Raw genomic sequence first — 25,902 nt, forward strand, 5'->3', positions numbered from 1 at the left:
GAACGGGCACGGAACGGGTCGTCAAGTCATCGGCAAGTATTGGTCATGAACGGCCGATATCGAGCGCTGGCCCGTCACCACGGGGAAAGGTGACGGGCCAGGCGGTTTCACGGTGCCGGCTACGGCACCTTGACCCACTGCGCCTTGCTCGGGGTGCCCCGGTCGTCCGTCACGAACAGCATGTACCAGCCCGCCTGGACCAGGTTGCGGTTCTCCGGCACGGTCACCGTCAGCTTGTCGCCGGACGCCTTGAAGTCCAGCGCGATCGACCGCTGGTCGACGTCCGTGACATGCGTGGAGGCGCTCGGGCGGATCAGCCGGACCTTCTTGATCCTGGACGCGTCCGACGAGGTGAACGTGCCCGTCTCGCCGCGCTCGATGGTCTGCGGCCCGCCCGACAGCGAGGGCTGGTCCCCGTCGCCGTACAGGTACGGCGGTGTGTAGATCTCGATGCGCTGCTCGAACACGCCCGGCTTGGTGTTGGCCTTGTCGGCGTACAGCGAGTCCGAGCCGAAGAACATCACGCGACCGTCGGGCAGCAGGATCGACCCGGAGTGGTAGTTGCGGCCCACCAGCGGGTCGGCGACCCGCCGGAGCTCGTTCTTCTCCGTGTCGTAGAGCCGTGCCTGAAGGATGTTGGAGTCGCCGCGCCCGCGGTAGTCCTCCGAACCGCCGGAGATCAGCACGCTGTCGTCGGGCAGGACCGAGGCCTGCGGGTAGCGCGTGCCCTTCTCCAGGGACGGGCCGTCCACGAAGCGCGGGTTGCCGGCCTTCAGGTCGACGATCCGGGTCTTCTCGCTGGACTCCTTGGACTCGCCGACGCCACCGCCGCCGATCACCATGTACTTCTCGTCCTGCGCGGGCGGCAGCAGCACCGTGCCCGACGTCTCCATCAGCGTGGGGTCGCTCAGGCCGGGGATCTTCGTGAACTTGTTGGTGTCCACGTCCCACACGCCCGGGTCACGGCCCACGTTGTCCGGCCCGTAGCCCGCGTTGGAACCCGAGTAGAAGACCTTGCCGTTCTGCATGAGGAACAGCGCCGGGTAGGTCGGGAACTGCCGGATCTTGCCCGTGTAGCTCCACTTCCTGGTCTTCGGGTCGAAGACCTCGTTCTTGCCGGGGACGAGCTGGCCGATGTCGTCGAGGCCGGAGACGCTGAGGATCTTCCCGTTGCTCAGGGTGGTGAGCGTCGGGTACCAGCGGGCCTCCTTCATCGGGTCGACCTTGATGTACTTCTCGGCCACGGGGTCGAACTCGAAGGCGTCCCGGATCCCCTGGAAGTCCTTCTTGTCGAGGGCGAGTTTCTGCGCGATGCCGTAGGTGTTCTTGGCGTCGGCGCCCTTGAGGCCCTGCACGCGGTAGTTGTCCTGCGTGCCCGTCTCGTACTTCCGGCCCCGCTTCTGGGCCTCGACGTAGATCCGGCCGAGGCCGGGGTCGTTGCGCAGGAACCTGCCGGTCGCCTTGTCGAAGACCTTCTTCGCGCGCGGCACGAGCACCGGGTCCTTCGAGACGAAGGTCTTGCCGTTCTGCTTGCCTGTGAACTTCGTGCCCGCGGGCAGCGTGATCGGCTTGTCCGGGTTCTCGTTGTGGACGATCATCAGGCCGCCGGCCTTGGTGACGTCACCCTTGAGCTTCTCGTACCGCTTGGTACCGCCCGCGATGAGCAGGTTGCCGTTGGCGAGCTGGGTGTGGCCCGTGCAGAACAGGTCGCTGGGCGTCGGGACCTTCTTGATGGTGCCCTTGACCGGGTCCCAGATCCGGGTGTCGAACTTCTTCGCGTCGAAGTTGTCCTGGTTGTTGCCCGACCCCGCGACGAGCAGCACCTTGCCGGTGCGCAGCAGCGCCGCGTGGATCGTGTTCTGCCGGTACTCCTCGGGAAACTCGATGATCTCCCACTTGCCGTTCGCGGCCTTGTACTCCGGCTTGTTGATTGTGTACTGGTGGTATTTCTCGGTGCTGAAGCGGTAGAGCCACGGCCCGTTCATCCCGGCCAGCGCGAGTACCACCGCCGTGCCGATCGCGAGTCGACGGGCCCGGCGGCGGCCTGCACGGTCGTTCATTCGTTACGTCCCCCAAGTCCACCAAGGGCGATCTGCATGGTCTGGTCGGTCCCCCCGACCTCCCCGTTTGCGCCAGGGGTGGCGGCCCAACCGGGCTTGTGCTGCGGGGGATGCGCCGCCGACGGCTGCTGCGGGATGGGCAGCGGCCGCGTCCGGTGCGGCCCCGCAGGGTCCTGGGGCTGCTCCACGGCGGGAGCGGCGGGCTTCTTGGCGTCCTGCCGCAGCTGCCAGCGCCAGGCGAAGACCGGCGAGGCGGTGATCAGCAGCGCGAACGTCGCCCAGATGATCATCGCGGGGTGCGAGTGGCCGAAGACGAAGCCGGCCGTGATCGACGCGCCGAAGATCGCGACGAAGTACCAGTGGTAGCGGAACGTCCCGAACCAGCGGTCCGGGCTCGCCGAGTCGCCCTTGGGCGTGACCACGAACTTGCTCTTGCGCCGCAGCACGGAGTCGATCAGCGCCTTCGCGTACAGCGGCGCCGACAGCGCGGACATCACCATGCCGGCCACACCGCCGGAGCCCTCCGGCTCGTGCGGCGAGACGTTGTGCCGGCGGTTCCAGACGTACAGACCGATCTGGAGCGCGGAGGCGTTGCCGTAGAGCATCAGCCAGACCGCCGGGTCGATGTTCACACCCGAGGCGCCCATGCCGAGGAACAGCGCGCAACTGAGCGCCGCGAGGATCCAGTTCAGGGCCGACATCGGGTAGAAGATGATCATCATCGTGTAGTTGAAGAGCTTGCTCGGCGGCAGCGAGTACCAGCCCTTCCAGTACTGCTTGAGGATCGTCTCGTACGTCCCTCGCGACCAGCGCATCTGCTGGGTGAAGAAGTCCGTCCAGGCGCTCGGGCCCTCACCGACCGCGAGCACGTCCGGCGTGTACACCGAGCGCCACTTGTTGCCCGTCGCCGGGTTCTTGTGGCGGTGCATCTCGAAGCCGGTCGCCATGTCCTCGGTGATCGAGTCGTACAGACCGCCGATCTGCTTCAGCGCCTTGATGCGCACGGCGTTGGAGGTGCCGACGAACATCGGGGAGCCGTAGCGGTTGCCCGCGCGCTGGATCAGCGCGTGGAACAGGAACTGCTGCGACTCGGCGGCCTTGGTGATGGGGTTGTCGTAGTTGCCGTACACCTGCGGGCCGATGACGAAGCCGACGTCCGGGTCGCGGAAGAAGCCGAGCATCCGCTCCAGGTAGTTGGGCAGCGGCACGTGGTCGGTGTCGACCGAGGCGAAGAAGTCGTAGTCGTCGCCGTGCGCTTCGAGCCAGGCGTTGTAGTTGCCGTGCTTGGTCTTGGCGCGGTGCGGGCCCTTGGCCTGGTTCCACTTGGCGACGCCCTTGCGGGAGAAGTGGTGCACGCCGAGGCGCTCGCAGACCGCCTTCACCTCGGGGTCGTCGCCCTCGTCGAGCAGCCACACGTGCATCAGGCCCCGGTGGCGGATCCTGACCGCCGCCTCCAGGGTCTTCGTCACCATCTCCAGCGGTTCCTTGCCGGGCACGAAGGAGGTGAGGAAGGCCACTCTGGTGCCGGTCTCGGGCACCACCGGGATCGGGTCGCGGGCGACCAGGGTGGCGTGCGCGTTCGACACCACGTTCATGCAGCGGAACAGCTCGATCAGACCGATCGAGACCAGCATCACGATGTCGAGCGCGGGCAGCCAGTCGAAGGCCGGGTAGTCGCGCTCGGTCCAGTGCTCGGGCTGGAGCAGCCACACCAGCAGCACCACGGACAGCACCGGGGCCGCGGCCAGCATCAGCGCGACTCTCATCCGGTGCGGTTCCTGCGATATCAGCGACCGGTACTGCACCTTGTACGGCTTGGTCGGATCAGGCTGGGTGAGGGGACCCGCGAGCCGGCTGTAGTGCTCGTAGTCGTATCTCGGCAGCGTCTTCTTGATCCGCCGGAACGTCCCCGTGGTGCTCATCCGATGCGCCGGAACCCTGAGCTGGGTGGTCTGGGACGGGTCGTGGTCCTGCTGTCGGGCGCCCGTCGGCCTCGACGTCATGAGTCATTCCCCCCACACGCGGACACCGCGTGTTTCGTCGCTTCCTTCCGTCTGCGGCAGGTCCCCCTCGACCTCCACAGACGTATCAGTGGTGGGTCGCTGTCACCACGTCATCCACACCTTATAGACACGGCAACGCGACCTTCCGGTTGCATGATGCCCCCCTCGGCATCGCCTCATGAACGGGGCCCCTACCCCCGCCCGGCCCGCAACCGGCTGCGAATCCCCCCAACTGCCGCGAATCCGCGGCATCTTGAAAAACCAGATAACCAGGGTTCTACGGCGTTCATCATGATCGCAAGATGCGAAACGCGGTGTTTACCGGTCATACGCGTTCATTGTGGTGGGTGTGGGGACCATGTGGAGCGGTTGTGGACAAGCGGGCGCGGATGTTCCCGAAGTGCTCTCTTATGGCCTTCTCCGCTCGCATCGAGTCGCCGGACCGGACCGCGTCGAGGATCTCCCGGTGCTGCCGGCAGGTCACCTTCGGGTCCTGCGGCTCGCCCCCGAGGTCGGTGCGGACCCGGTGGAAGGCGTCCCAGAACGCCTCCAGGACCTCACTCAGCAGCACGTTGTCCAGCCCCCGGTAGAGGGTGGCGTGGAAGGCCCGGTCGGTCTCGGCGAGCCCGGCCCCGCGCGCGGCCTGCTCTTCCATACGGCCGACGAGCCCGTCCAGTTCAACGAGGTCCGCTTCCGGTATCCGCCCCGCGAGCCGGGAGACCAGCCCGGTCTCCACCGCCTCCCGCAGTTCCAGCAGCTGGAGCAGCGAGTCCTCGCCCCGGTAGTGCCCGGCGACCGTGCGGAAGGCGAGGCCCTCGATCATCGGGGCTAGGGACATCGGGCCGACGTAGGTGCCGAAGCCGTGCCGGATCTCCACGATGCCCATGGCCTGGAGTGCCTTCAGCGCCTCCCGTACCGAGTTCCGGCTCGCGCCGAGGTACTCCATCAGCTCGGGCTCGGTCGGCAGCGGTGCCCCGGAGGCCAGCCGGCGGTCGATGATGAGCTTCTTGATCCGCTCCTGGAGATCACGCGCTGCCATGGCGAGAGGGTATCCGGCCAATCGTGCGGGGGGCCGGGTTCCGGCCAGAGTGCACCAGGGCTGCGAACGGGCATGCGAAAAGCCCCCCGCTGTCGCGAGGGGCTTTGCCGTCTGTGCGCCGCCAGGGACTCGAACCCCGGACCCGCTGATTAAGAGTCAGCTGCTCTAACCAACTGAGCTAGCGGCGCGCGCTGACGACGTAACTCTACAGGACGCCGGGCAGTGCTCCCGACCACCTGCTCCCGCCCCGAGAGGGGCCCCATGGGGCGCCGGCGTACATCATTCGGACCGTCAGCATGCGCGTGCGGATGACAGTTGAGAAACTGGCGACGCGCGCCCGGACGGTTACAGGCGCGGCCTTTTCCGTCGGAAGTGTGAGGGGTGTCGCATGAGGTCTCCGGTATTCGAGGAATTCGATCCCGCGAGCGACTGCGACTGCCCAGGATGCGTCCACTGGCGCCGCGTCCTGCCGCATTCCCGGGCCGGCCGGACCACCGCCCACCCGGCCGCACGCCGTGCCCTCGCCCTGGCCGCCATGGCCTCGGCGGCGCTCGGCGCGGGCCATGCCGTACCGGCCGCAGCCGCCCCGCACGCACCTCACCGACCTGGCGTTTCCGCAGGTGACGGGCATGACACCCCCCAGGGTGGCAAGGCCCCGCTGTACGGCCCCGGCGGCCTTCCCGCGGAGCCCTCCGACACCCTCAAGCCCACCGCCCTCACCCGTACGGAGATCATCGACCGGGCCAAGATCTGGGTCGCCGCGAAGGTCCCGTACAGCATGAACGCGTACTGGTCCGACGGTTACCGGCAGGACTGCTCGGGCTATGTATCGATGGCCTGGAAGCTGCCCGGAAACGAATGGACGGGCAGCCTCGCCCAATACGGTGAGCGGATTTCCAAGGAGGAACTCCAGCCGGGCGACATCCTGCTGTTCCACAATACGGCCGACCCGGAAAGCGGCTCGCACGTCGTCATTTTCGGCGGCTGGACGGACCACGCGCACACCCACTACACCGCCTACGAGCAGACCCGCCCGCACACCCGCCGGCGGTCCACCCCGTACGCCTACTGGAGCGACTCCGACAAGTACGTCCCCTACCGGTACAAGGGCGTCACCTCGGCGGAGGAGACGGACCCGGGGACCGTGCCGGGCAAGGAACCGGTCAGCGGGACATCGGGCGCGGCGGCCGTCACGCCCCGCCCCGGAGCGGCGTATTTCGGCCCCGGCGCGTACTACGCACACGTCACGCCGCACGGCCGGATGTTCGCCGGGGACATGGGCGTGACGGCCGGGGAGGCCGGGCCCTCGCCCTCCTCCCATGGCGTCCCCCGCTACCCGGGTCGGGCGATGTTCCGGCCCGGCGCCGCCAACCCCTACGTCACCCAGCTGGGGAGGCAACTGGTGCGCAAGGGGTTCGGCGGGTTCTACCCGGCCGGGCCGGGGCCGCTCTGGGGTGAGGCGGACCGGCGCGCCGTCGAGGCCTTCCAGCGCACCCAGGGCTGGCGGGGCGGCGCGGCGGACGGCTACCCGGGCCCGGAGACCTGGCGGCGGCTCTTCTCGTAGGCCCCGGCGCGCACCGGGGATCACCGTTGTGACGCAGCTGGCGCGGAGGCTGGAGGCACCCATGAGTACGACCACGTCCCACACGTCCGAGCCCGACGGGCCGGCAGGCGGTCCGGCCAGACCCGCCCGGCTCATCCAGAACGAGGCCACCACCGAGATCCCCGTCCACCTGCTGTTCCGCGACGAGCCGGACCCGGCGCCGGTACCGCTGAAGCCGGCGGTCGTCGCCCGTAGGCAGGGCACGGGGGAGCAGCCACGCCTCACACGCCCGGCGGCCGCGGCGTCGCGCCCGGTGCCGCAGGCCGATCCCGACCTGGTGGAGCGGCCCGCCCGGGTGCTGCCCGGGGCGGCGGGTGTGCTGGCCGGGGTGTGCGGTGCGGCCGGGTGTGCGGCCACCTCCTGGTGGGCCGGGCTGCTCCCGCCGCAAGTGCTGGAGGCGCTGCGGCTGCCCGCGTACGCCGGGGCCGGGCTCGGTCCCGCGCAGTGGGCGGCGTACGCGGGAGCCGGGGCGCTCGGGCTGTTCGGGTTCGGCGGGCTGGCCCGGGGCCGGACCGGGCGGGCCTGGGTGCTGGATCTGTTCGGCCGCTACCGGGGGACCGTCCGGCGCTCGGGTCTGCTGTGGGTCAACCCGCTGCTGCTGCGCCGCCGGGTGGACGTACGGCTGCGGCACTGGCGCAGCGAGCCGGTGCCGGCCGCCGACGCGAGCGGGGTCGCGCTGCGGGTCGTCGTCCAGGTGGTGTGGCGGGTGCGGGACACCGCGCGGGCCACGCTGGGCGTCGAGGACCACGAGGCCTATCTGCGCGAGTGCGTCGAGGCGGCCCTGGCCCGGGTGCCGGTGGAGATGCCCGGCGGGGCCAAGGGTGCCACGGACGCGGCGGCCGAGGCGCTGACCCGGCTGGCGGCGGCCGACGCGGCGCCGGTCGGCCTGGAGGTGTTCTCGGTGCAGCCGCTCCGGGTGGAGTACGCCCCCGAGGTCGCCGCGGCGATGCACCGCCGCCACATCGCCGCGCTGGACGCCCGGCACCGGGCGAGCGTGCTCACCTCTGTCGTGGACTCGGTGGAGGACACGGTGACCCGGCTGACCATGCGGGGGCTGGTCGAACTGGACGACTACGAGCGCAAGGTGCTGGTGCGGGACCTGACGGTGGCGTTCTGCGCGGGCCGGGGAGAAACCGCCCCGTGATTGGTATGGACATGTTCAATCAGCGTCCTTACCCTCGGACTTGGTCTAGACCTACCTGCACAGCTCACTGAACCTCCCCCACGTTCTCCAGGAGCGGCAGCATGCGCAGAAGGACCAAGTTGTCCGCCGTCGCGGTGGGACTGGCCACGACCGGAGCCCTCGTACTCTCCTCCGGCGGCGCCAGCGGCCACGGCTACACCGACCTCCCCGTCAGCCGGCAGAAGCTCTGCCAGAACGGCACCGTGACCAACTGCGGTCCGATCCAATGGGAACCGCAGAGCGTCGAGGGCCCGAAGGGCTTCCCGGCCTCCGGCCCGGCCGACGGGCAGCTATGCAACGCCGGACTCGGCCAGTTCAGCCAGCTCAGCGCACCGCGCACGCCGTCCGGCGGCGCCTGGCCCACCACCAGGGTGACGGGCGGCCAGACCTACACGTTCCGCTGGCAGTTCACGGCCATGCACGCCACGACCGACTTCAAGTACTACATCACCAAGCCGGGCTGGAACCAGAACCACAACCTGGCCCGGTCCGACCTCAACCTCACGCCGTTCTTCACGGTGCCGTACAACGGCCAGCGGCCGCCGTCGACGCTCTCCCACAGCGGCAGGCTGCCGTCCGGGCTGAGCGGCCATCACGTCATCCTGGCGGTGTGGACGATCGCCGACACGGGCAACGCGTTCTACGCCTGCTCGGACGTGACCTTTTCAACTGCCCGTCGCTAAGGCGACGGGCTTGCACAACGGGCATCACTGGCGGTGACACTGCGTTTGCGTCCAGCCCCGCCCCGCTGACGCGGTGGCGGGGCAGGGGCCGTTGACGGGGCCCCGCGTCGCCACAACTCCCATGCGCGGGCACGGATGTTGCGGGAGCTGTTCCGGTCCGCGTGATCAACGAATCCGCAGGACCGGCACGCGAACCAGGCCTGGGAGACCCGGTTCGCCCTGTCAATGTGCCCGCACTCGGCGCAAGTACGGGAGGTGTACGCCGGATCGACGTACACCACCGGCACTCCCGCCTTGCGGGCCTTGTACGCGATGAACTGCCCCAGCTGGGCGAACGACCAGCTGGAGTGGGTGGCCCGTTGGGGCTTTCGAAGCCGTACCCGTTCGCGGATGCCTGTCAGGTGCTCCAGGGCGATCCCGCGACCGGTGCGTTCTGCCTCGGCCACCATGTGTTTCGCGATCTTGTGGTTGATGTCCTTCGCCCGCCGCGCTTCCTTGTGCCTGCGCTTCTTCAGCCGGCGTTTCGCGGACGGGGTGTTTTTCTTCTGCAGCTTGGTACGCAGCGCGCGCTCCCGTACCCGGCTCCGGTTGATCTGTCGCCCCGCCATGATCTCGCCGTCGGAGCTGGTGGCGATGTTCACGATGCCCAGGTCGACGCCGAGGAAGTCCACCGGATCGGTGTTGAGCGGAGTTTCGGGCACTTCACAGGTGGCGTTCAGAAACCACATGCCGTCGCGGTACACCAAGTCGGACTCGCCTTTGCGGTGCAAGGCCAGGGTGGTCAGCTGCTCCCGGGACCCGGTGAACGCCACGTCCTTGATCCGCCCGGCAGTCGTCCAGATCGAGAGCCGCCGCTCGGCGATCTGCCAGGACAGCATCCGGTCGTCGTACGGCTGCGCGCTCTGCGGTCGGAAGACGACCGGCTTCTGCGTAGCCCTGCGGTAGCGCTTCGAGCCTGGCTTGCCCAGATTTCCGGCCCGCAGGTTCGCCTTCAGCGTGGCGTACGCGTCACAGGTCTTCTTGATCACGTGCTGTGCGGCCTGCGCCCCCAGACCCCACCGCGCCTTGATCTGTCCGTAGGTGTGCTCGCGCAGCGCGAAGTTCCGCTGCGCACCCTTCTCGAACGCGACCTCGCTGACCCAGGTCGCCGCTTCGTTGCAGGCACGCAGAGTCGCCTCAAGTGCCGCCGCCTGCACGGGCGTCGGCAGCAGCTTCACCTGCACCACCAGCTTCATAAAATCGAACCTACACAGACGTACGAGCGCCCACTGCACGTTCTCGATGCGTCACTCGACCGGGTGGCACCGCAGAAGCCCCGAGACCCCTCACAAGAAGCCTGAACCTTCTGAGGTTCTCTTGAGTCACCGGTGCGGCCGGCGTGGGTAGGTTCCTCCCACGCCGGCCGATCGGGGCCGGCGCATCGACCTCGGGGGATGCGCGATGGACGTGATCTTCTACATCGTGCCGGGCCTGATCATGGCCGGGGCGGTCTTCATGGCCTACCGGATCGTGCGGCGCTGGCTCCAGATCCGGGGCGCCTGGAACAGCGGGCTGACGGCCGAGGGCCGGTGCCTGCGCGCATACGCGACGGTCAGCGGCGGGCACGGCGACACCTCCGTGCACACCGCGCTCCACCACGTGTACGAGTTCATCACGCGCGACGGCCGGGTCATCCGGTTCGAGGAGGAGGGCGGCCCAGGGACGATCGTCGAGGGCGACTACGTCACGGTCTACTACAGCGAGGGCCGGCAGGTCGTCGCCACGGCACAGCCGCCGAGCCGGGTGCGGCACGCGGTGGCCACCTTCGGCATCCTGGCGTTCCTCGGCGTGATCGTCCTGTTCTGCGCCGGCTTCGTCGTCACGTACGTCCAGGTCTTCGGCCCGTACAGCGACTTCCTCTTCAGCGGCGGCAGCGGGACGTCCGTGGTGCCGTGACCCTCCACATCTGACGGTATGTCAACTACCGTGCGCGGCCATGGACTCCAGGGCGAGCACGGTGGCGGAACTGGTCGCCGCCCGGTGGGGCGACCACCGGCCGGGACTGCGGTGCGAGGACCGGGCGCTGACCCACCACGAGGCGGCCGCCGGAGCCGCGGCCCGGGCGGCCCTGCTCGCCGACCTGCTGCCGCCCGACGCCGAGCCCCACCTCGGGGTGCTCCTCGACAACACCCCCGAGTTCCTTCTGTGGCTGGGCGCGGCGGCCCTGGCCGGAGCGGCGGTCGCCGGCGTCAATTCCACCCGGCGGGGCGCCGAACTCGCCCGCGACATCCTGCACACCGAGTGCCGGATCCTGGTCACCGAGCGGACCCACCTGCCGCTGCTCAGGGGCCTGGACCTGCCCGGCGTCCGCGTGCTCGTGACGGACGCGGAGGAGTACGCCGACCTCCTGGCCCCCTACGCCGACGCACACCCGGACGCCTCCCGCGCCACCCCGCGCGACCGCTTCCTCCTCTACTTCACCTCCGGCTCGACCGGAGCGCCCAAGGCCGCCCTCTGTTCCCAGGGCCGCCTGGCAGCCGCCGGCCGCTCCCTGGCCGGACAGTTCGAACTGGGCCGGCGGGACGTGCACTACCTCTGCATGCCGCTCTTCCACGGCAACGCGGTGATCGCCGGCTGGGCCCCCGCCCTGGTGACGGGGGCGGGCGTGGCACTGCGCCGGCGCTTCTCGGCGTCCCGCTTCCTGCCGGACGTCCGCCGTCACGGGGCGACCTACTTCACCTACGTCGGCCGGGCGATCCAGTACGTCCTGGCCACCGAGCCCGGCCCCGACGACCGGGACAACCCGCTGCGCCTGGGCTTCGGCACGGAGGCCGGTGCGGTGGACGCGGCGGCCTTCGAGCGGCGGTTCGGGGTGCGGCTGGTGGAGGGATACGGCTCCTCGGAGGGCGGGGCGGCGGTGCAGTGGTCGCCGGGAACACCGCCGGGCGCGGTCGGCCGGGCGGCACCCGGGCTCGTCGTCCTCGACCCGGAGAGCCGCGAGGAGTGCCCACCGGCCCGCTTCGACGCGGCCGGGCGGCTGCTCAACGGGGACGAGGCGATCGGCGAACTGGTCAACCAGGGACCCAGCCCCTTCGAGGGCTACTGGCGCAACCCGGCGGCGGAGGCGGAGCGGCGCAGGGGAGGCTGGTACTGGACGGGTGACCTCTTCTACCGGGACGCCGACGGCTACCTCCACTTCGCCGGCCGCACCGACGACCGTCTCCGTGTCGACGGCGAGAACCTGGCCGCCGCGATGATCGAGAACATCCTCGCCCGGTACGAGGGGGCCGCCGCCGTCGCCGTGTACGCCGTGCCGGACCCGGTGACCGGGGACCAGGTGATGGCGACGATCGCCGGGACCTTCGACCCGGAGGGGTTCGCGCGGTTCCTGCTCGCGCAGCCCGACCTGGGGACGAAGATGGCGCCCCGGTTCGTGCGGGTGGTGGCGCGCATGCCGGTGACGGCCACGAACAAGATCCATCGGGCGGCGTTACGGAAGGAGGGTCCGCGGTGCGCCGACCCGGTGTGGTGGCGGCCGCCGGGGGAGGGCGCGTACCGCCTGCTGACCAGGGAGGATCTCGAACACGCCGAAGGGCCTCCCGCTCCCACGAGAGGCCCTTCACCGGTGCGCCGCCAGGGACTCGAACCCCGGACCCGCTGATTAAGAGTCAGCTGCTCTAACCAACTGAGCTAGCGGCGCATGACTCCCGCCGACCGCGTTCGCATCGCGTTCTCGCGGCTGGCGACAGAAAAATAGTACCTGGTCCCGGGGGGTGCTTCGGACCACCCCGAGCGGGACCCGGGGCCACCTAGATCGCCATGGACAGCAGGACCGGTGCCGCGTTGCGGTTGAGGGCGTCCGCGGCCTGGCGGAGCCGGTGGGCGTGCTCGACCGGGAGGGACAGGGCCAGGCAGCCGACGGAGGAGCCGGCCGTGACGGGGACGGCCGCGCAGACCGTGCCGACCGCGTACTCCTGGAGGTCCAGGACCGGCACGGTGGGCGGCTGGGACTCCAGCCGGGAGAGCAGCAGCCGGTCGCTGGTGATGGTGCGCGAGGTGAGGCGGGCCATCTTGTGCCGGGCGAGGTGGTCGCGGCGGCCGGCGTGGTCGAGCTGGGTGAGCAGGCTCTTGCCGATGGCGGTGGCGTGGGCCGAGGAGCGGAAGTCGACCCACTCGTTGACCTTGGGCGTGGCCGGGCTGTCGGCGTACTGGGTGACGCTGATCTCGCCGTCGACGTACCGGCTCATGTAGACGGCGGCGCCGACCGAGTCGCGCAGCCGGTCGAGGGTGTGCTGGAGCTTGTCGCGCAGGGTCTGCTCGCGGTGCTGGGCGGAGCCGAGGCGGGCCAGCGTCTCGCCCGTGACGTACGCGCCGTCGGCGATCTGCTCGACGTAGCCCTCACGGCGCAGCATGCGCAGCAGCGCGGTCAGCCGCTCCCGTCCGATGCCGGTGTGCCGGGCGAGCTCGGTATCGGTGACTCCGGTGGAACTCCCCGCCACGGTCTCCAGGACGCGCAGGGCTTCCTGGGCCGCGTGGTACGGGGTGGTCGGCGGCTCGTGCTTCAGCGCCACGGTGGTCTCCCCCTGCGCTTGCTGTTAGGGCCGTAATCCGGTCAGTGAACCTCAACCAGGTTAACCGGCAAACACCCTGCGGAGAGCGGGGGTTGACAAGATTCCCGGGCCCCCGGACTGGGACATCGACCCTCTGGCATATGCCAGAAGCATGCCCCAGGCCGGGGGCCCGGACGTCCTGCCTGGTCACGCGGTGTAGTCAGAGCACCGCGCTGAGGAACTCCCGCGTGCGGTCGTGCTCCGGCTCGCTGAAGATCTTCTCCGGCGGGCCCGACTCGATGACCCGACCCGAGTCGAACATCAGTACCTGGTCGGAGATGTCCCGGGCGAAGTTCATCTCGTGGGTCACGCAGAGCATCGTGATGTCCGTGGAACGGGCGATGTCCCGCAGCACGTCGAGGACGCCCGCGACCAGCTCCGGGTCGAGCGCGGAGGTCACCTCGTCCAGGAGCAGCACCTGCGGCCGCATCGCCAGCGCCCGGGCGATCGCCACCCGCTGCTGCTGACCGCCGGACAGCTGCGCCGGGTGCTTGTCGAGGTGGTCGGTCAGCCCGACCAGCTCCAGCAGCTCGCGCGCCCGCTCCTCGGCGGCGTCCTTCGACATGCCGAGGACCGTGACCGGGGCCTCGGTGATGTTGCGCAGGACCGTCATGTTCGGGAACAGGTTGAACTGCTGGAACACCATCCCGATCTTCTTGCGGACCTCGCGCACCTGCTTGTCGGGCGCCGGGAACAACTGCTCCCCGTCCACGGTGATGGTGCCCTCGTCGGGCTTGAGCAGCGTCATCAGCAGACGGAGGATCGTGGTCTTGCCGGACCCGGAGGGGCCGATCAGGGTCACGTGCTTGCCGGCGTCCACGGAGAAGTCCAGGTGGTCCAGGACCGTGTGGTCGCCGAACCGCTTGGTGACCTGCTCCAGCCGGATCAGCTCGCCGGTGCTCCTGGCGGGGTTCTTCTCGGGGTTGGGGAGAGTGTCAGTGGGCAAGGCGTCGCTCCAGGGCTCGCAGGAGAAGGGAGGCCAGATAGGAAATGACGATGAAGGCCACGCCGATCACCGTCAGCGGCTCGGTGAACTGGAAGTGCTCCTGCGAGAACAGGCGCGCGTGGCCGAGCATCTCCAGCACGGAGATCGCCATCAGCATCGGCGTGTCCTTGAGCATCGCGATGACGTAGTTGCCGAGCGCGGGGACGACCCGGCGCACCGCCTGCGGCAGGATCACCGCGGTCCACGTCCGGCGCAGCGGCAGGTTCAGCGCCGTCGCCGCCTCCCACTGGCCGACCGGCACGGCCTCGATACCGGCGCGGTAGACCTGCATCGTGTACGTCGAGTAGTGCAGGCCGATCGCGAAGACGCCCGTGGCGAGCGCCGAGAAGGTCAGGCCCCACTCGGGCAGCACGTAGTAGAGGAAGAACAACTGCACCAGCAGCGGGGTGTTGCGGACGAACTCCGTGACGGCGCCGACCGGCCAGGTCACCCAGCGCGTCGGCAGCCGCATCAGCAGCGCCCACACCAGGCCCAGCACGAACGAGACCAGCGAACCGATCACCAGGATCTGCAGGGTGACCAGCAGACCCTTCCAGAAGTCCGGCATGAAGTCGGAGACCGCGCTCCAGTCCCAGTTCATCGGACCGCCTCCACCACGACCGGCTCAGGCGCCCGGGTCTTGCTGTCGGGCTTCTTCCCGACACCCGCCTTGAGCCTCTTCTCCAGCCCGCGCATGACCCGGGTGAGCAGGAAGGCGATCACGAAGTAGATGAGCAGGATGTACGTGTAGATCTCCGCGCTCTCCTGGAGCGCCAGACGCACCAGGTTGCCGCTGAACGCCAGGTCGCCCATGCCCATGATCGACACCAGGGCGGTGCCCTTGAGCAGCTCGATGAGCAGGTTGGAGAACGGCGGGATCATCTCCGGCACCGCCTGCGGCAGCAGGATCAGCCGCATCCGCTGCCAGGGCGTGAAGCTGAGCGCGATCCCGCCCTCCCGCTGCGCCGGGTCGACCGCGTTCAGCGCGCCGCGCACGATCTCGGAGCCGTACGCCCCGTAGGTCAGGCCGAGCGCCAGCGTGCCCGCCCACAGCGGCACCAGCTGCCAGCCGAAGGCCGGGGGCAGCACGAAGAACACCCAGAAGATCATCACCAGGGCTGAGGTCCCGCGGAACACCTCGGTGTAGAAGCCCGCCAGGAAGCGGACGATCCACAGCCGGTGGGTGCGCGCGACGCCGACCACGAAGGACACAGCGGCCGCCAGCAGCGCGCTGCACACGAGCAGCTGGATCGTGACCCAGACGCCCTTGAGTACGAGTTCCCAGAGTCCCGAGGTCATCCGCCGCAGAGCTCCTTCGCGGTCAGGTCCGTCATCTCCGCCTCGGTGAAACCGAAGGGCTTGAGGATGCGGAACAGTTCGCCGCTCTTCTTGAGCTTGCGCAGCTCGACGTTGAAGGCGTCCCGCAGCTTGGTCTCGGTCGGCCGGAACGCGAACGCGCCCCCGTCGACGTGCGGCTTGCCGCCCACAATCGGCTTGAAGGGCTCGGTGGCCTCCGCCTTGGCGGACTTCTTCGCCACCTCGCGCACGGTGAGCGCCGTACCCGCGAACACGTCCACGCGGCCCGCCTCGACGGCGTTCAGCCCCGCCACCTGGTCCGGGACGATCAGGATGTCGCTCTCCTTGTACCCCGCCTCGACGGCGTACTGGATCTCGGCGTACCCGGTGCCGGTGGCGAACTTCGCCTTCTTCGCGACGACGTCCTTGTAGTCGCGCAGCCCCTTGGGGTTGCCCTTGCGGACGATGAACGCGTCGAGCATCTGGTAGTCGGGGTCGGAGAAGATGACCTGCTCGCAGCGCTCGGGGTTGACGTACATCCCGGCGGCGACGACGTCGAACTGCTGGGAGTTCAGGCCCGGGATGAGCGAGCCGAACTCGGTCGGCACCGGCTGGACCCGGTCGACGCCGAGGCGCTTGAAGATCACCTTGGCCAGTTCCGGTGCCTCGCCGGTCAGCTCGCCGTTCTTGTCGATGAAGCCGAACGGGATCTCACCGGCGATGCCGAGTCGGACGACGCCCGCCGCCCGGAGCCGGCCGAGCAGGTCACCGCCCTCGGTGCTCGACGCCGTGGCCACCCGGCTGCATCCGGCGGCGCCCAGCGCGCCGAGCGCCGCGACCCCCGCGAGCAGCGACCGGCGTGTGGGCGTGGATGCGGCCTGGGATATGGATTCCGGACTTCTCAGTGGGCTTCTCTGTGGTGGAGCCATGGGCGCGCGGCTACCCGACCCGATCCGAGTTATGCCGATCTTTTCAAGCCCCGCACGTCTCCCGGTGCGCCCTTGACCGCCGGGGCGGCGGGCACTCCCATGGAGGCATGGCTGATCGCTATATCGAAGTCTCGCTGGTCAAGCGCGACGTGACCTGCAGGGCCAGGCTCCTGGACGACCGCGCGCCGATCACCTGCGCGGCCGTCTGGGACTCCCTTCCGCTGGCCGGCGACGTCTACCACGCGAAGTACGCGCGCAACGAGATCTACGCCCTTTTCCCGCCCTTCGCCGAAACCGAGCCACCTCTGGAAAACCCGACCATCACTCCGATTCCCGGCGATCTGTGTTATTTCACCTTCGCCGGGGCGGAGTTGGGGACCAAGGCCTACGGCTACGACCGCGAGGTCCGCGCCGGGACCACGCTCGTCGACCTGGCCCTGTTCTACGAACGCAACAACCTGCTGCTGAACGGCGATGTCGGCTGGGTCCCCGGCATCGTGTGGGGCCAGATCGTCGAGGGCCTGGACGCCATGGCCGAGGCGTGCAACGACCTGTGGAGGTCGGGAGCGGCGGGGGAGACGCTCAGCTTCCGGAGGGCCTGAGCCGGCCGGCGGACGCCACGCCGGCCTCGTAGAGCGCGTGGGCCGCCCGCAGCACCAGATCGTCCCGGTGCCGGGCGGCCACGAGATGGAGCCCGATCGGCAGGCCGTCCCCGTCGGAGCCGACCGGCACGCTCGCCGCGGGCTGCTGCGTCATGTTGAACGGGTACGTGAACGGCGTCCAGCCCGTCCAGCGCCGATGGCCGGATCCTTTCGGTACCTCGACGCCCGCCTCGAACGCCGTGATCGGCAGGGTCGGCGTGACGAGCAGGTCGTGGGTGTCGTGGAAGCGGCCCATCCGGCGCCCCAGGTCCATCCGGACGTCCACCGCGGCCAGATAGTCCAGCGCCGAGTAGCGGGCACCCTGTGTGCAGATCTCGCGCAGACCCGGGTCCAGCAGGTCCCGCTGGTGCGGGCCAAGGTGCTCGGTCACCCGGGCCGCCCCGCTGAACCACAGGGTGTGGAAGGCCTCCACGGGTTCGGTGAGGTCCGGGTCGGTCTCCGTGACGTAGGCGCCGAGCTCCGCCAGCCGCTCCACGGCGTGCCGCACCGCCCTCGCGACCTCCGGGCGCACCGCCACCTGGCCGCCCAGAGTCGGCGAGTACGCCACGCGCAGCCCGCGCACCCCGCCCGTCAGGCCGTCCGTGTACGCACCGGGCGGCGGGGCGAGCGCCGACCAGTCCCGCGAGTCGGGGTGGCCGATGACGTCCATCAGCAGCGCCGCGTCCGCCGCGTCCCGGGTCATCGGCCCGACGTGCGCCAGCGTGCCGAACGCGCTCGCCGGGTAGAGCGGCACCCGCCCGTACGTCGGCTTCAGCGCGAAGATCCCGCAGAACGACGCCGGGATCCGGACACTGCCGCCGCCGTCCGTGCCCAGCGACAGCGGCCCCGCGCCGAGCGCCACGGCCGCGGCGCTGCCCCCGCTCGATCCGCCGGCGGTGCGCGAGGGGTCGTACGGGTTGCGCGTCACCCCGCTCAGCGGGGAGTCCGTCACGCCCTTCCAGCCGTACTCGGGGGTCGTCGTCTTGCCGATGAAGACCGCCCCGTGCTCCCGCAGCCGGGCCACGGACGGGGCGTCCTCGTCCCAGCGCCCCGCCGGATCCACGGCCTTCGAACCGCGCAGGGTCGGCGCGCCGCGCAGCAGCAGGATGTCCTTCACCGTGACCGGTACGCCGTCCAGCAGCCCCTGGGGCTCACCGCGCCGCCATCGCTCCTCCGACTCCCGGGCCCGGGCCAGCGCGTCCTCGGCGGTCAGCCGGACGAAGGCGTTCACCTCCGGCTGGATCGCCTGGGCCCGCTCCAGCGCCGCGCGGGTCGCCTCCACAGGGCTCCACTCGCCCTTGCGGTAGCCGTCGAGGAGCCGTACGGCGGTCAGCTCGGTGAGCTCGGTCATCCACCCTCCAAGGAACGTCAGTGTCCGGGTACATACCCGCGCTGCTTGTCGACCACGTTCTCCAGCGGCTTTCCCGCCGCCCAGAGCTCGTACAGCTCGACGAACTGGGCGCCGAGCTCGTCCCGCCAGCCGACGATGTCGCCGCTCATGTGCGGGGACACGATCAGGCCCGGGACCTGCCACAACGGGCTGTCGAGGGTCAGCGGCTCGGACTCGAACACGTCCAGGGCGGCGCCCGCGATCCAGTGCTTGGCCAGGGCCTCGGCGAGCGCGTCCTCGACGACGAGCTGGCCGCGGCCGATGTTGACGAACCGGGCGGACGGCTGCATCACGCCGAAGCGGCGGGCGTCGAACATGCCGTGCGTCTGCTCGGTGAGCGGCGCCGCCGCGATCACCCAGTCGGCGCGCGCCAGCAGCCGGTCCAGGTCCTCCGGGCCGTGCACGCCGGTGCGCGCGGCGCGGCCCACGAGCGCCGTCGTGATGTCCAGCGCTTCCAGCGTGCGGGCGATCGCCCGGCCGATCGGCCCGGTGCCGACCACGACGGCCCGGCTCCCGGCGACCTTCTGCGACTCGCGGTGCCGCCAGGTCCGCTCCCGTTGCAGCTGAAGCGTGCGCGGCAGGTCCTTGGCCATCGCCAGCACGAGCGCGGCGACGTACTCGGCGATCGGCTGGTCGAAGATGCCGCGTGCGTTCGTCACCACCGTGTCCGAGGCGGCGAGTTCCGGGCACATCAGATGGTCCACACCGGCGCTCGCCGTGTGCACCCAGCGTGGCCGTGGGCCCTCGCCGGGCCAGGCGTCCCGCACGGCGCGCGAGGTGAAGTCCCACACGAGCAGTACGTCCGCACGCGGGAGGCGTGCGGCGAGACCCTCCGCGTCGGTGTGTTCGATACGGGCGTGGCCGGTGAGACGCCCGAGGCGAGGAAGGGGTTCGGCGTCCAGGACGAGCAGGGTGGGGGTGGGCATGAGCAGCCGTTTCTCCAGCCGTGCGGCGGGGGCGGCCGGCCTTCGGGAGGCGGCCGGTGACGACGAGTTAACACGGTGTTGACCAGGGAATGATCCGGGCGGATTGACCACGCTCGCACCCGAACCTACCGTCGTCAACACGGGCGTTCCCACGATCCGTTGCACACTCGTTGCCCAGTGTGAGGCCGGTGCCCTGCATGGACGTCTCATTTCTCGGCGGGCCCAGCCCGCAGCGCGGGGTCGGCGTCGTCGCCCCCTTCGACTTCGCTCTCGACCGCGAACTGTGGCGCTGGGTGCCGGACGAGGTCTCCCTGCACATGACACGAACACCGTTCGTGCCGGTCGAGGTCAGCCTCGATCTCGCCCGCATGGTCAGCGAACACGAGACGCTGAGCGAGGCGGTCCGCACGCTCAACGCGATCGCCCCCGAGGTCATCGCCTACGCCTGTACGTCGGGCAGTTTCGTCGGCGGCGTCATGGGCGAGCGCGCGATGTGCGAGGCGATGAGCCGGGCGGGCGCCGTCCCGGCGATCACCACCTCCGGCGGGCTGCTGGAGGCCCTGGTGGAGCTGGACGTACGGCGGGTGGCGCTGGTGACGCCGTACACGGTGTCGGTGACGCAGTCACTGGAGGCGTACGTCGCCCAGGCGGGCGTCACGATCTCCGGCTGTGCCTTCATGGGCCTGACCCGGCACATCTGGAAGGTCCCCTACCGGGAGGTGGTGGACATGGCGCGGCAGGCCGTGCGCGGCGACGCCGACGCGCTGTTCATCAGCTGTACCAACCTGCCGACCTACGACGTCATCCCGCAGCTGGAGGCCGAACTGCGCATCCCGGTGATCTCGGCCAACCAAGTGACGATGTGGGCGGCGCTGCGCCGACTGGGTACCCGTGCGGTGGGACCGTATCAAGCGCTGATCAATCCGGAGGCGCGCGCCGGTCTCGGATCGCCGGGGGCGGACCCCGGTCCCGTCGTGCCGGAAGAAGAGCAGCAGCAGGAAGGCTGGACATGACAGCACTGGGATTTCTCTACCCGGGCCACTCCGCCGAGGACGACTATCCGCGTATCGAGCAGTTGCTCGGCAGCGACATCCGGGTGGACCTGGTGCACACCGACATCGGCGAGGACGCGCACCGGGTGGACGCCCTGCTGGAGATGGGCTCGGCCGGACGGCTCGCGGCGGGCGTCCAGGAACTGCGGCACGCCGGAGCGGAGGCCGTGGTGTGGGCCTGCACCAGCGGCAGCTTCGTCTACGGCTGGGACGGCGCCCAGGACCAGGTGCGCGCCCTGGCGCAGACGGCCGGCATGCCGGCCTCCTCGACGTCCTTCGCCTTCGTGCACGCGGTACGGGAGCTGGGGGCGCGCCGGGTCGCGATCGGCGCGACCTACCCGGACGACGTGGCGCAGTTGTTCGCCGAGTTTCTGCGGGCGGACGGCGTCGAGGTCGTCTCCACCAAGAGCTCCGGCATCATCACGGCCGCCGAGGTCGGCACCTGGGGCGAGGCGGAACTCCTCGCCCTGGCCCGGCACTCCGACCACCCCGAGGCCGACGCCCTCCTCCTGCCCGACACGGCCCTGCACACGGCGGCGCACATCCCGGCCCTGGAGAAGGAGCTCGGCAAGCCGGTCCTCACCGCCAACCAGGTCACGGTCTGGGAAGGCCTGCGCCTGGCGGACCGCCGCGTGAACGCGCCGGAACTGGGCGCCCTGTTCACCAGGGAGCCGCTCGTCCAGGCCTGAACACGGGTGCCGATCTCGCCGCCTGCGCCCGGAATCGGTCCCACCTCTTCGGCGGGGCAGATCCGGGCATAGGGGGTGAACGGTCCGTACAGAGCTGAGGAACCCTCAACTCCGCCGTCCCACAGGGCGCTTGACTTGACCGAAAGCGCGTTCCCCTTCTGCTGTCCACCCCGTGCACACTGGCCACGTCCGCAGCCAGTCGTGCCGTGAAGGACTCCCCGATGGCCGAAACGGGCCCGTTCAGATCCCCTGTAAGCGCTGTCCAGATGTCCGGGCGCCTGCTGTGCTGGAGCCTGGCCGCCGCGATGATCACCGCCGCCGTGGACGCCGTCCTCGGACCGCGGGCGGACTGGTGGGGTGCCGTGTGGTCCCTGCCCTGGTGGCTCGCCGGTGGAGCCGCCCTCGCGTGGATCGTGCTCCGCGTCCGCGAGAAGGCCGCCCGGCGGCCCCCGTACGGCGGAACGCAGAGCGACTGGGAGCGCGCGGCCTGACCCCGCGGGCACCGTGCGGGAATAACCGGAGACAGTCCCCTGTTAAAGCCGGAACGACAGCACACGGCCCACAGCAGGAGGCACCCCACCGTGGCGGCAGACGAGATACGCGGCGCAGCGCAGGGCAGCGCCCCCGTCCCCCTCTCCGTACTGGACCTGGTCACCGTAGGGGCCGGCCGCACCGCCTCCGACGCGCTGCGCACCAGCGTCGACCTGGCCCGCCTCGCCGAGTCCCGCGGCTTCCACCGCTACTGGGTCGCCGAGCACCACTCCATGCCCGGTGTGGCCTCGTCGTCCCCGGCCGTGATCCTCGCCCACCTCGCCGCCCACACCGGCCGCATCCGCCTCGGCTCGGGCGGCGTCATGCTGCCCAACCACGCCCCGCTCGTCATCGCCGAGCAGTTCGGGACGCTGGAGGCCATGGCCCCGGGCCGTGTCGACCTCGGGCTCGGCCGCGCCCCCGGCACGGACGGCGCCACGGCAGCGGCCCTGCGCCGCACCGAACGCCTGGGCGAGGGCGCCGACGACTTCCCCGAGCAGCTCGCCGAGCTGACCCGGTTCCTCGACGACGACTTCCCCGACGGGCATCCCTACCGCCGTATCCACGCCGTACCCGGGCCGATCCAGGCGACCAGCCCCGGCGGCGTGCAGTCCCCGCACCGCCCGCCGATCTGGCTGCTGGGCTCGTCCGGCTTCAGCGCCCGCCTCGCCGGTGTCCTCGGGCTGCCCTTCGCCTTCGCGCACCACTTCTCGGCGCAGAACACCGTCCCGGCCCTGGACCTGTACCGGGAGTCCTTCCAGCCGTCCGCCGTGCTCGACGAGCCCTACGCCCTCATCGGCGTCTCCGCGCTCGCCGCCGACGAGGAGAAGGAGGCCCGCCGGCAGGTCCTGGCCGCCGCCCTCAGCATGGTCCGGCTGCGCACCGGCCGCCCCGGCCTCGTGCCCAGCCCCGAGGAGGCGGAGGCCTACGCGTTCAGCCCGATGGAGCGCGACTTCGTCGACTCCTGGAACGCCAACGTCATCCACGGCACCCCGGACGAGGTCCGCTCCGGCCTGGACGATCTGCAGAAGCGCACCGGCGCCGACGAGCTGATGATCACGGCCAACGCCCATGGCGGCGACGTACGCGTGCGCTCCTACGAACTCATCGCCGACGCCTACGGGTTGCCGACACCCGCCTGAACGCCCGGCGTGCCCAGCAGCTCGGAGATACGATCCGGCGGCACCGGACGGGAGTAGAGCCAGCCCTGTCCGGTGTCGCAGCCGATGCGCCGCAGCCGGGTCGCCTGGTCCGAGGTCTCCACGCATTCGGCCGTGACGGTCAGACCCAGCCGGTGCGCGAGCTGGATCATCGCCTCGACCACGACCTCGTCGGCCGGGTTCGGGCGGGTGGCCGTGCTGTCCCGGTCGTCGTACTGGAAGCCGCGGACGAAGGTGCCGTCCAGTTTCAGTACGGACACCGGCAGGCGGCTGAGGTAGGCCAGGTTCGAGTAGCCGGTGCCGAAGTCGTCGATGGCGATGCGCACGCCCATGTCGCTGAGGGCCTTCAGGGTCTGGAGCGGCCGGCCGGCCGAGCCCATCACCGCCGACTCGGTGAGCTCCAGCTGGAGCAGGTGCGGCGCGAGGCCCGTCTCGGCCAGGGTCTCCGCGACGTCCGCCACCAGGTCGGAGTCCCAGACCTGACGCACCGCCACGTTCACGCTGACGAAGATCGGCGGCTCGTCGGGGTGGTCCAGCTGCCAGCGGCGGGCCTGCCCACACGCTGTCCGCAGCACCCAGCGGCCCAGCGGAACGATCGAACCGTCCTCCTCCGCGAGTCCGATGAACCGATTCGGCGTCAGTACGCCGAACTGGGGATGGTTCCAGCGGATGAGCGCCTCGACCCCGTGCAGCCGGTCGTCCTCCATGCCGACCAGCGGCTGGTACTCCAGTTGGAACTCGCCCCGGTCGATGGCAGGCCGCAGCGTGGAGGCGAGGGCCTGGCGGGTCATGCGGTGGGCGTTGCGCTCCGGGTCGAACAGCGTCCAGCGGGACTTGCCGTCGGCCTTCGCCCAGTACAGCGTGGTGTCCGCCGCCTGCATCAGGGCGGTCGGGGTCGTCCCGGCCGCGTGCCGCTCCACCACGCCGATCGACGCCGAGACCGACAGCCGCTGCCCCAGGACGTCGAACGGGTCCTGGATCGCCTCCAGCACCGACTCGGCGAGCTCGGCCAGTTGCTCGGTGCCCGTGGAGTCCTCGACGAGCAGCGCGAACTCGTCCCCGCCGAGCCGGGCCACCAGCGGGACGCTGGGCCGGGACCGCCCGGCCTCGTCCGCGCAGCGCGTGAGGCGCTCGGCGACGGCGGCCAGCAGCCGGTCGCCCACGCGGTGGCCCAGGGTGTCGTTGATGGCCTTGAAGCCGTCCAGATCCAGGTAGCACAGCCCGATCCGGCCCGTGCCGCTCTGCTCGTACGACTCCGCCTCCAGCGCGGCCGACAGGCGTTCGAAGAACAGCGTGCGGTTGGGCAGCCGGGTCACCGGGTCGTGCATCTGCAAGTGCCGCAGCCGGGCCTGGAGTTGGCGGCGTGAGCTGATGTCGGCGACGGACAGCAGGACGGCCCGGTCCTCGGCGGGCAGCGGGGCGACCGTCACCTGCACCCACAGCGCATGTCCGTCCGGGTGCTTGAGCCGGCGTGTGCAGCGCAGCCGGGACTGCCGGCCGCGCAGCACCTCGCGGTACGCGTGCCAGGTGCGGGCGTCACCGGTGAGGTCGACCAGGTCGGCGGCGACGGTCCCGGCCAGATCGTCAGGCGGGGCGCCGAGCAGCGCGGCCAGCGAGTCGTTGGCGCTGACGACCATCCCCTCGCGGTCGACGACGGCCATGGCGAGCGGGGCGGCCGTGAAGACGGAGCGGTAGGGCGCGGGCGCCGCAGGCTCGGTACGGGCAGGCGTATCGATCTCACTCTCTGTGACGACCGGCCGGTCCAGGTCTGCCGCGGGCGCCGGCCCTTCGGAGGTTCCGCTCACCGCTCGCTCCCGCATGTATTCGATCTCTGTCCGTGCAGGAAAGGTCAGGAAAGTGTGCCGATCATAGAGGCTGGCCCCAGGGCCTTCCAGCCGGTGTCCAGTGTTCCGGACCAGTCCGCCCTTCTGCCAGATCGTTTCTGCTCACGACTGGACGGCTTCTTCAGGCCCCCGACCAGTTGTGACGTTCTGTGAGTGGTTCGCGGGTGTCGACGTTCGCGATGTTTCGGCTTCTTCACCCGACTGGTGCAAGCAAACAGGACGCAGTACGACAAATCATCACAGGCTGGGTGCGGTGTCCCGCGAACCGTACCCGGAGGTCCCCGTGCCGCGTCAGTTCTCGCGCGCCCGACTGCGCAGCACCGCGGCCGTGTTCACCACCATGTCGGCGCTCGCCGCGACCTCCCTCGGCACCGGCCCGTCGGCCGCCGAGCCCGACTCGGCCGCGCCCTGCGCCCTGACCCGCACCGACGCCCACCACTCCGAGGGCCTGGACACCTGGAACGCCGCCTATCCGCGCCCGGCCCGGGCCCTGGACGCGGTCATGGTCTTCCTGTCCTTCCCGGACGCCCATCCGCTGACCACACCGCAGGAGCTGACCGCCGACCACTTCCCGGCCACCACCCGCTTCTTCGAACGCGCGTCCTACGGCCGCTTCACCCTGCGCCCGCACCCGCTCGGGCACTGGATCCAGATGCCGCGGCCGTCCACCGCGTACGACATACAGCGCGACTGGAGCACCGCGGCGCGGTCCGCGTATCTGCGGGACGCGCTCTCCGTGGCCGACCCCCAGGTCGACTTCTCCCGCTACGACGTCGTGTACTTCGTCGCCGACCCGGACGCGCCCGGTGTGGACTCCGACGCGACCAAGGTGGTCAACCTCACGAGTCCGATGCGGGCCGACGGCACCGATCTGCGCCGGGTCGTCACGGTGTTCGAGCAGCATCCGCCGGACCGGCTCGTCCTCGCCCATGAGACCGGGCACGTGTTCGACCTTCCCGACCTCTACCACCGGCCCGCGGACGGCAAGGGCGACTGGGACACGCACGTCGGCGACTGGGACCTGATGGGCAGCCAGTTCGGACTGGCGCCCGACCTGTTCGGCTGGCACAAGTGGAAGCTGGGCTGGCTGGGGCAGCGGCAGGTGCGGTGCGTGCAGGACGCCGGGCCCGCCCGGCTGACCCTGGAGCCGCTGGCGGCCGGGCCCGGGGTGCCGGTGGCGGGCGCCGCGGGGGCGCCGGCCTTCGGTCTCGGGCGGGGCACCAAGCTCGCCGTGTTGCGCACCGGCCGCGACAGCGTGCTCGCGTTCGAGGCGCGCGGGCCGGTGGGCAACGACGGCGA

At 70.4% G+C, this 25,902-nt stretch carries 23 protein-coding genes and 2 tRNA genes; 11 read left to right on the forward strand and 14 right to left on the reverse strand.

Going from position 1 to position 25,902, the window contains the following annotated elements; genetic code table 11:
* Window positions 1-119 precede the first annotated feature (119 nt).
* The 4 genes from glxA to CCL05_RS22685 form a co-directional block, all read right to left on the reverse strand.
* The gene (gene glxA, locus CCL05_RS22670) at window positions 120-2,060 is read right to left on the reverse strand and encodes a radical copper oxidase GlxA (protein WP_086562318.1); all 1,941 of its coding nucleotides are present in this window, start codon (window positions 2,058-2,060) and stop codon (window positions 120-122) included.
* On the reverse strand, window positions 2,057-4,063 hold the full coding sequence (locus CCL05_RS22675; protein WP_086562319.1) for a glycosyltransferase family 2 protein: 2,007 nt from the start codon (window positions 4,061-4,063) through the stop codon (window positions 2,057-2,059). Before CCL05_RS22675 ends, glxA begins: the two co-directional genes overlap by 4 nt.
* A 325-nt stretch (window positions 4,064-4,388) precedes the next feature.
* Window positions 4,389-5,102 (reverse strand): FadR/GntR family transcriptional regulator, encoded by a 714-nt coding sequence (locus CCL05_RS22680; protein WP_086562320.1) that lies wholly within the window; start codon window positions 5,100-5,102, stop codon window positions 4,389-4,391.
* A 114-nt stretch (window positions 5,103-5,216) separates the two neighbouring features.
* Window positions 5,217-5,290 (reverse strand) — tRNA-Lys (locus CCL05_RS22685).
* Window positions 5,291-5,490: 200 nt separating this feature from the next.
* Between CCL05_RS22685 and CCL05_RS22690 the strand changes: the two genes are divergently transcribed.
* From CCL05_RS22690 to CCL05_RS22700, 3 genes are all read left to right on the forward strand, one after another.
* Complete coding sequence (locus tag CCL05_RS22690; protein ID WP_086562321.1) at window positions 5,491-6,666, forward strand: peptidoglycan-binding protein; 1,176 nt, start codon at window positions 5,491-5,493, stop codon at window positions 6,664-6,666.
* A gap of 61 nt (window positions 6,667-6,727) precedes the next feature.
* The gene (locus CCL05_RS22695) at window positions 6,728-7,849 is read left to right on the forward strand and encodes an SPFH domain-containing protein (RefSeq protein WP_086562322.1); all 1,122 of its coding nucleotides are present in this window, start codon (window positions 6,728-6,730) and stop codon (window positions 7,847-7,849) included.
* 101 nt (window positions 7,850-7,950) lie between these two features.
* Complete coding sequence (locus tag CCL05_RS22700) at window positions 7,951-8,571, forward strand: lytic polysaccharide monooxygenase auxiliary activity family 9 protein (protein WP_086562323.1); 621 nt, start codon at window positions 7,951-7,953, stop codon at window positions 8,569-8,571.
* Here the strand turns inward: CCL05_RS22700 and CCL05_RS22705 are convergent.
* Window positions 8,568-9,806 (reverse strand): RNA-guided endonuclease InsQ/TnpB family protein, encoded by a 1,239-nt coding sequence (locus CCL05_RS22705; protein WP_086562324.1) that lies wholly within the window; start codon window positions 9,804-9,806, stop codon window positions 8,568-8,570. The genes CCL05_RS22700 and CCL05_RS22705 overlap by 4 nt on opposite strands.
* A gap of 205 nt (window positions 9,807-10,011) precedes the next feature.
* On the opposite strand from CCL05_RS22705, the gene CCL05_RS22710 reads away from it, so the two are divergent.
* A complete protein-coding gene (locus tag CCL05_RS22710) occupies window positions 10,012-10,506 on the forward strand; it encodes a hypothetical protein (RefSeq protein ID WP_086562325.1) in 495 nt (164 codons plus the stop codon).
* Between the two features lie 40 nt (window positions 10,507-10,546).
* Window positions 10,547-12,211, forward strand: coding sequence for a long-chain-fatty-acid--CoA ligase (locus CCL05_RS22715; protein WP_086562326.1), 1,665 nt, complete (start codon window positions 10,547-10,549; stop codon window positions 12,209-12,211).
* Here CCL05_RS22715 and CCL05_RS22720 read toward each other — a convergent pair.
* The 6 genes from CCL05_RS22720 to ehuB form a co-directional block, all read right to left on the reverse strand.
* Window positions 12,177-12,250 (reverse strand) — tRNA-Lys (locus CCL05_RS22720). The genes CCL05_RS22715 and CCL05_RS22720 overlap by 35 nt on opposite strands.
* 109 nt (window positions 12,251-12,359) lie before the next feature.
* Window positions 12,360-13,121, reverse strand: a complete 762-nt coding sequence (locus CCL05_RS22725; RefSeq protein ID WP_086562327.1) for an IclR family transcriptional regulator — start codon at window positions 13,119-13,121, stop codon at window positions 12,360-12,362.
* Window positions 13,122-13,320: 199 nt separating this feature from the next.
* Window positions 13,321-14,106 carry an ectoine/hydroxyectoine ABC transporter ATP-binding protein EhuA gene (gene ehuA / locus CCL05_RS22730; protein WP_086562328.1) on the reverse strand — a complete coding sequence of 262 codons (786 nt, stop codon included), beginning with the start codon at window positions 14,104-14,106 and terminating at the stop codon, window positions 13,321-13,323.
* Complete coding sequence (gene ehuD / locus CCL05_RS22735; RefSeq protein WP_086562329.1) at window positions 14,096-14,746, reverse strand: ectoine/hydroxyectoine ABC transporter permease subunit EhuD; 651 nt, start codon at window positions 14,744-14,746, stop codon at window positions 14,096-14,098. The genes ehuA and ehuD overlap by 11 nt, the downstream gene beginning before the upstream one ends.
* On the reverse strand, window positions 14,743-15,444 hold the full coding sequence (gene ehuC / locus CCL05_RS22740; protein ID WP_086562330.1) for an ectoine/hydroxyectoine ABC transporter permease subunit EhuC: 702 nt from the start codon (window positions 15,442-15,444) through the stop codon (window positions 14,743-14,745). Before ehuC ends, ehuD begins: the two co-directional genes overlap by 4 nt.
* Window positions 15,441-16,370, reverse strand: a complete 930-nt coding sequence (gene ehuB, locus CCL05_RS22745) for an ectoine/hydroxyectoine ABC transporter substrate-binding protein EhuB (RefSeq protein WP_244204364.1) — start codon at window positions 16,368-16,370, stop codon at window positions 15,441-15,443. Before ehuB ends, ehuC begins: the two co-directional genes overlap by 4 nt.
* A gap of 107 nt (window positions 16,371-16,477) precedes the next feature.
* On the opposite strand from ehuB, the gene CCL05_RS22750 reads away from it, so the two are divergent.
* Entirely contained in the window at window positions 16,478-16,972 is a 495-nt protein-coding gene (locus CCL05_RS22750) for a DUF3830 family protein (protein WP_086562331.1), read from the forward strand.
* Here CCL05_RS22750 and CCL05_RS22755 read toward each other — a convergent pair.
* Both CCL05_RS22755 and CCL05_RS22760 read right to left on the reverse strand, forming a co-directional pair.
* Window positions 16,953-18,362, reverse strand: coding sequence for an amidase (locus CCL05_RS22755; protein WP_086562332.1), 1,410 nt, complete (start codon window positions 18,360-18,362; stop codon window positions 16,953-16,955). The genes CCL05_RS22750 and CCL05_RS22755 overlap by 20 nt on opposite strands.
* Before the next feature lie 17 nt (window positions 18,363-18,379).
* Window positions 18,380-19,327 carry a D-2-hydroxyacid dehydrogenase gene (locus CCL05_RS22760; RefSeq protein WP_086562333.1) on the reverse strand — a complete coding sequence of 316 codons (948 nt, stop codon included), beginning with the start codon at window positions 19,325-19,327 and terminating at the stop codon, window positions 18,380-18,382.
* A 197-nt stretch (window positions 19,328-19,524) separates the two neighbouring features.
* On the opposite strand from CCL05_RS22760, the gene CCL05_RS22765 reads away from it, so the two are divergent.
* The 4 genes from CCL05_RS22765 to CCL05_RS22780 all read left to right on the forward strand — a co-directional run bounded on the left by CCL05_RS22765 (window position 19,525) and on the right by CCL05_RS22780 (window position 22,741).
* Entirely contained in the window at window positions 19,525-20,340 is an 816-nt protein-coding gene (locus CCL05_RS22765; RefSeq protein WP_086562334.1) for a maleate cis-trans isomerase family protein, read from the forward strand.
* A complete protein-coding gene (locus CCL05_RS22770; protein WP_086562335.1) occupies window positions 20,337-21,068 on the forward strand; it encodes a maleate cis-trans isomerase family protein in 732 nt (243 codons plus the stop codon). Before CCL05_RS22765 ends, CCL05_RS22770 begins: the two co-directional genes overlap by 4 nt.
* A gap of 266 nt (window positions 21,069-21,334) precedes the next feature.
* Window positions 21,335-21,559 (forward strand): hypothetical protein, encoded by a 225-nt coding sequence (locus CCL05_RS22775; protein WP_244204365.1) that lies wholly within the window; start codon window positions 21,335-21,337, stop codon window positions 21,557-21,559.
* Between the two features lie 90 nt (window positions 21,560-21,649).
* The gene (locus CCL05_RS22780) at window positions 21,650-22,741 is read left to right on the forward strand and encodes an LLM class flavin-dependent oxidoreductase (protein WP_086562337.1); all 1,092 of its coding nucleotides are present in this window, start codon (window positions 21,650-21,652) and stop codon (window positions 22,739-22,741) included.
* On the opposite strand, the gene CCL05_RS22785 is transcribed toward CCL05_RS22780, so the two are convergent.
* Complete coding sequence (locus CCL05_RS22785) at window positions 22,717-24,579, reverse strand: putative bifunctional diguanylate cyclase/phosphodiesterase (RefSeq protein WP_086562338.1); 1,863 nt, start codon at window positions 24,577-24,579, stop codon at window positions 22,717-22,719. The genes CCL05_RS22780 and CCL05_RS22785 overlap by 25 nt on opposite strands.
* A gap of 277 nt (window positions 24,580-24,856) precedes the next feature.
* On the opposite strand from CCL05_RS22785, the gene CCL05_RS22790 reads away from it, so the two are divergent.
* Window positions 24,857-25,902: M6 family metalloprotease domain-containing protein (locus CCL05_RS22790; RefSeq protein ID WP_244204366.1), on the forward strand; the 1,046-nt coding region annotated here is incomplete at its 3' end.

Source organism: Streptomyces africanus, assembly GCF_002150735.1.
In the GTDB taxonomy this organism is placed as follows: Bacteria; Actinomycetota; Actinomycetes; order Streptomycetales; family Streptomycetaceae; genus Streptomyces; species Streptomyces africanus.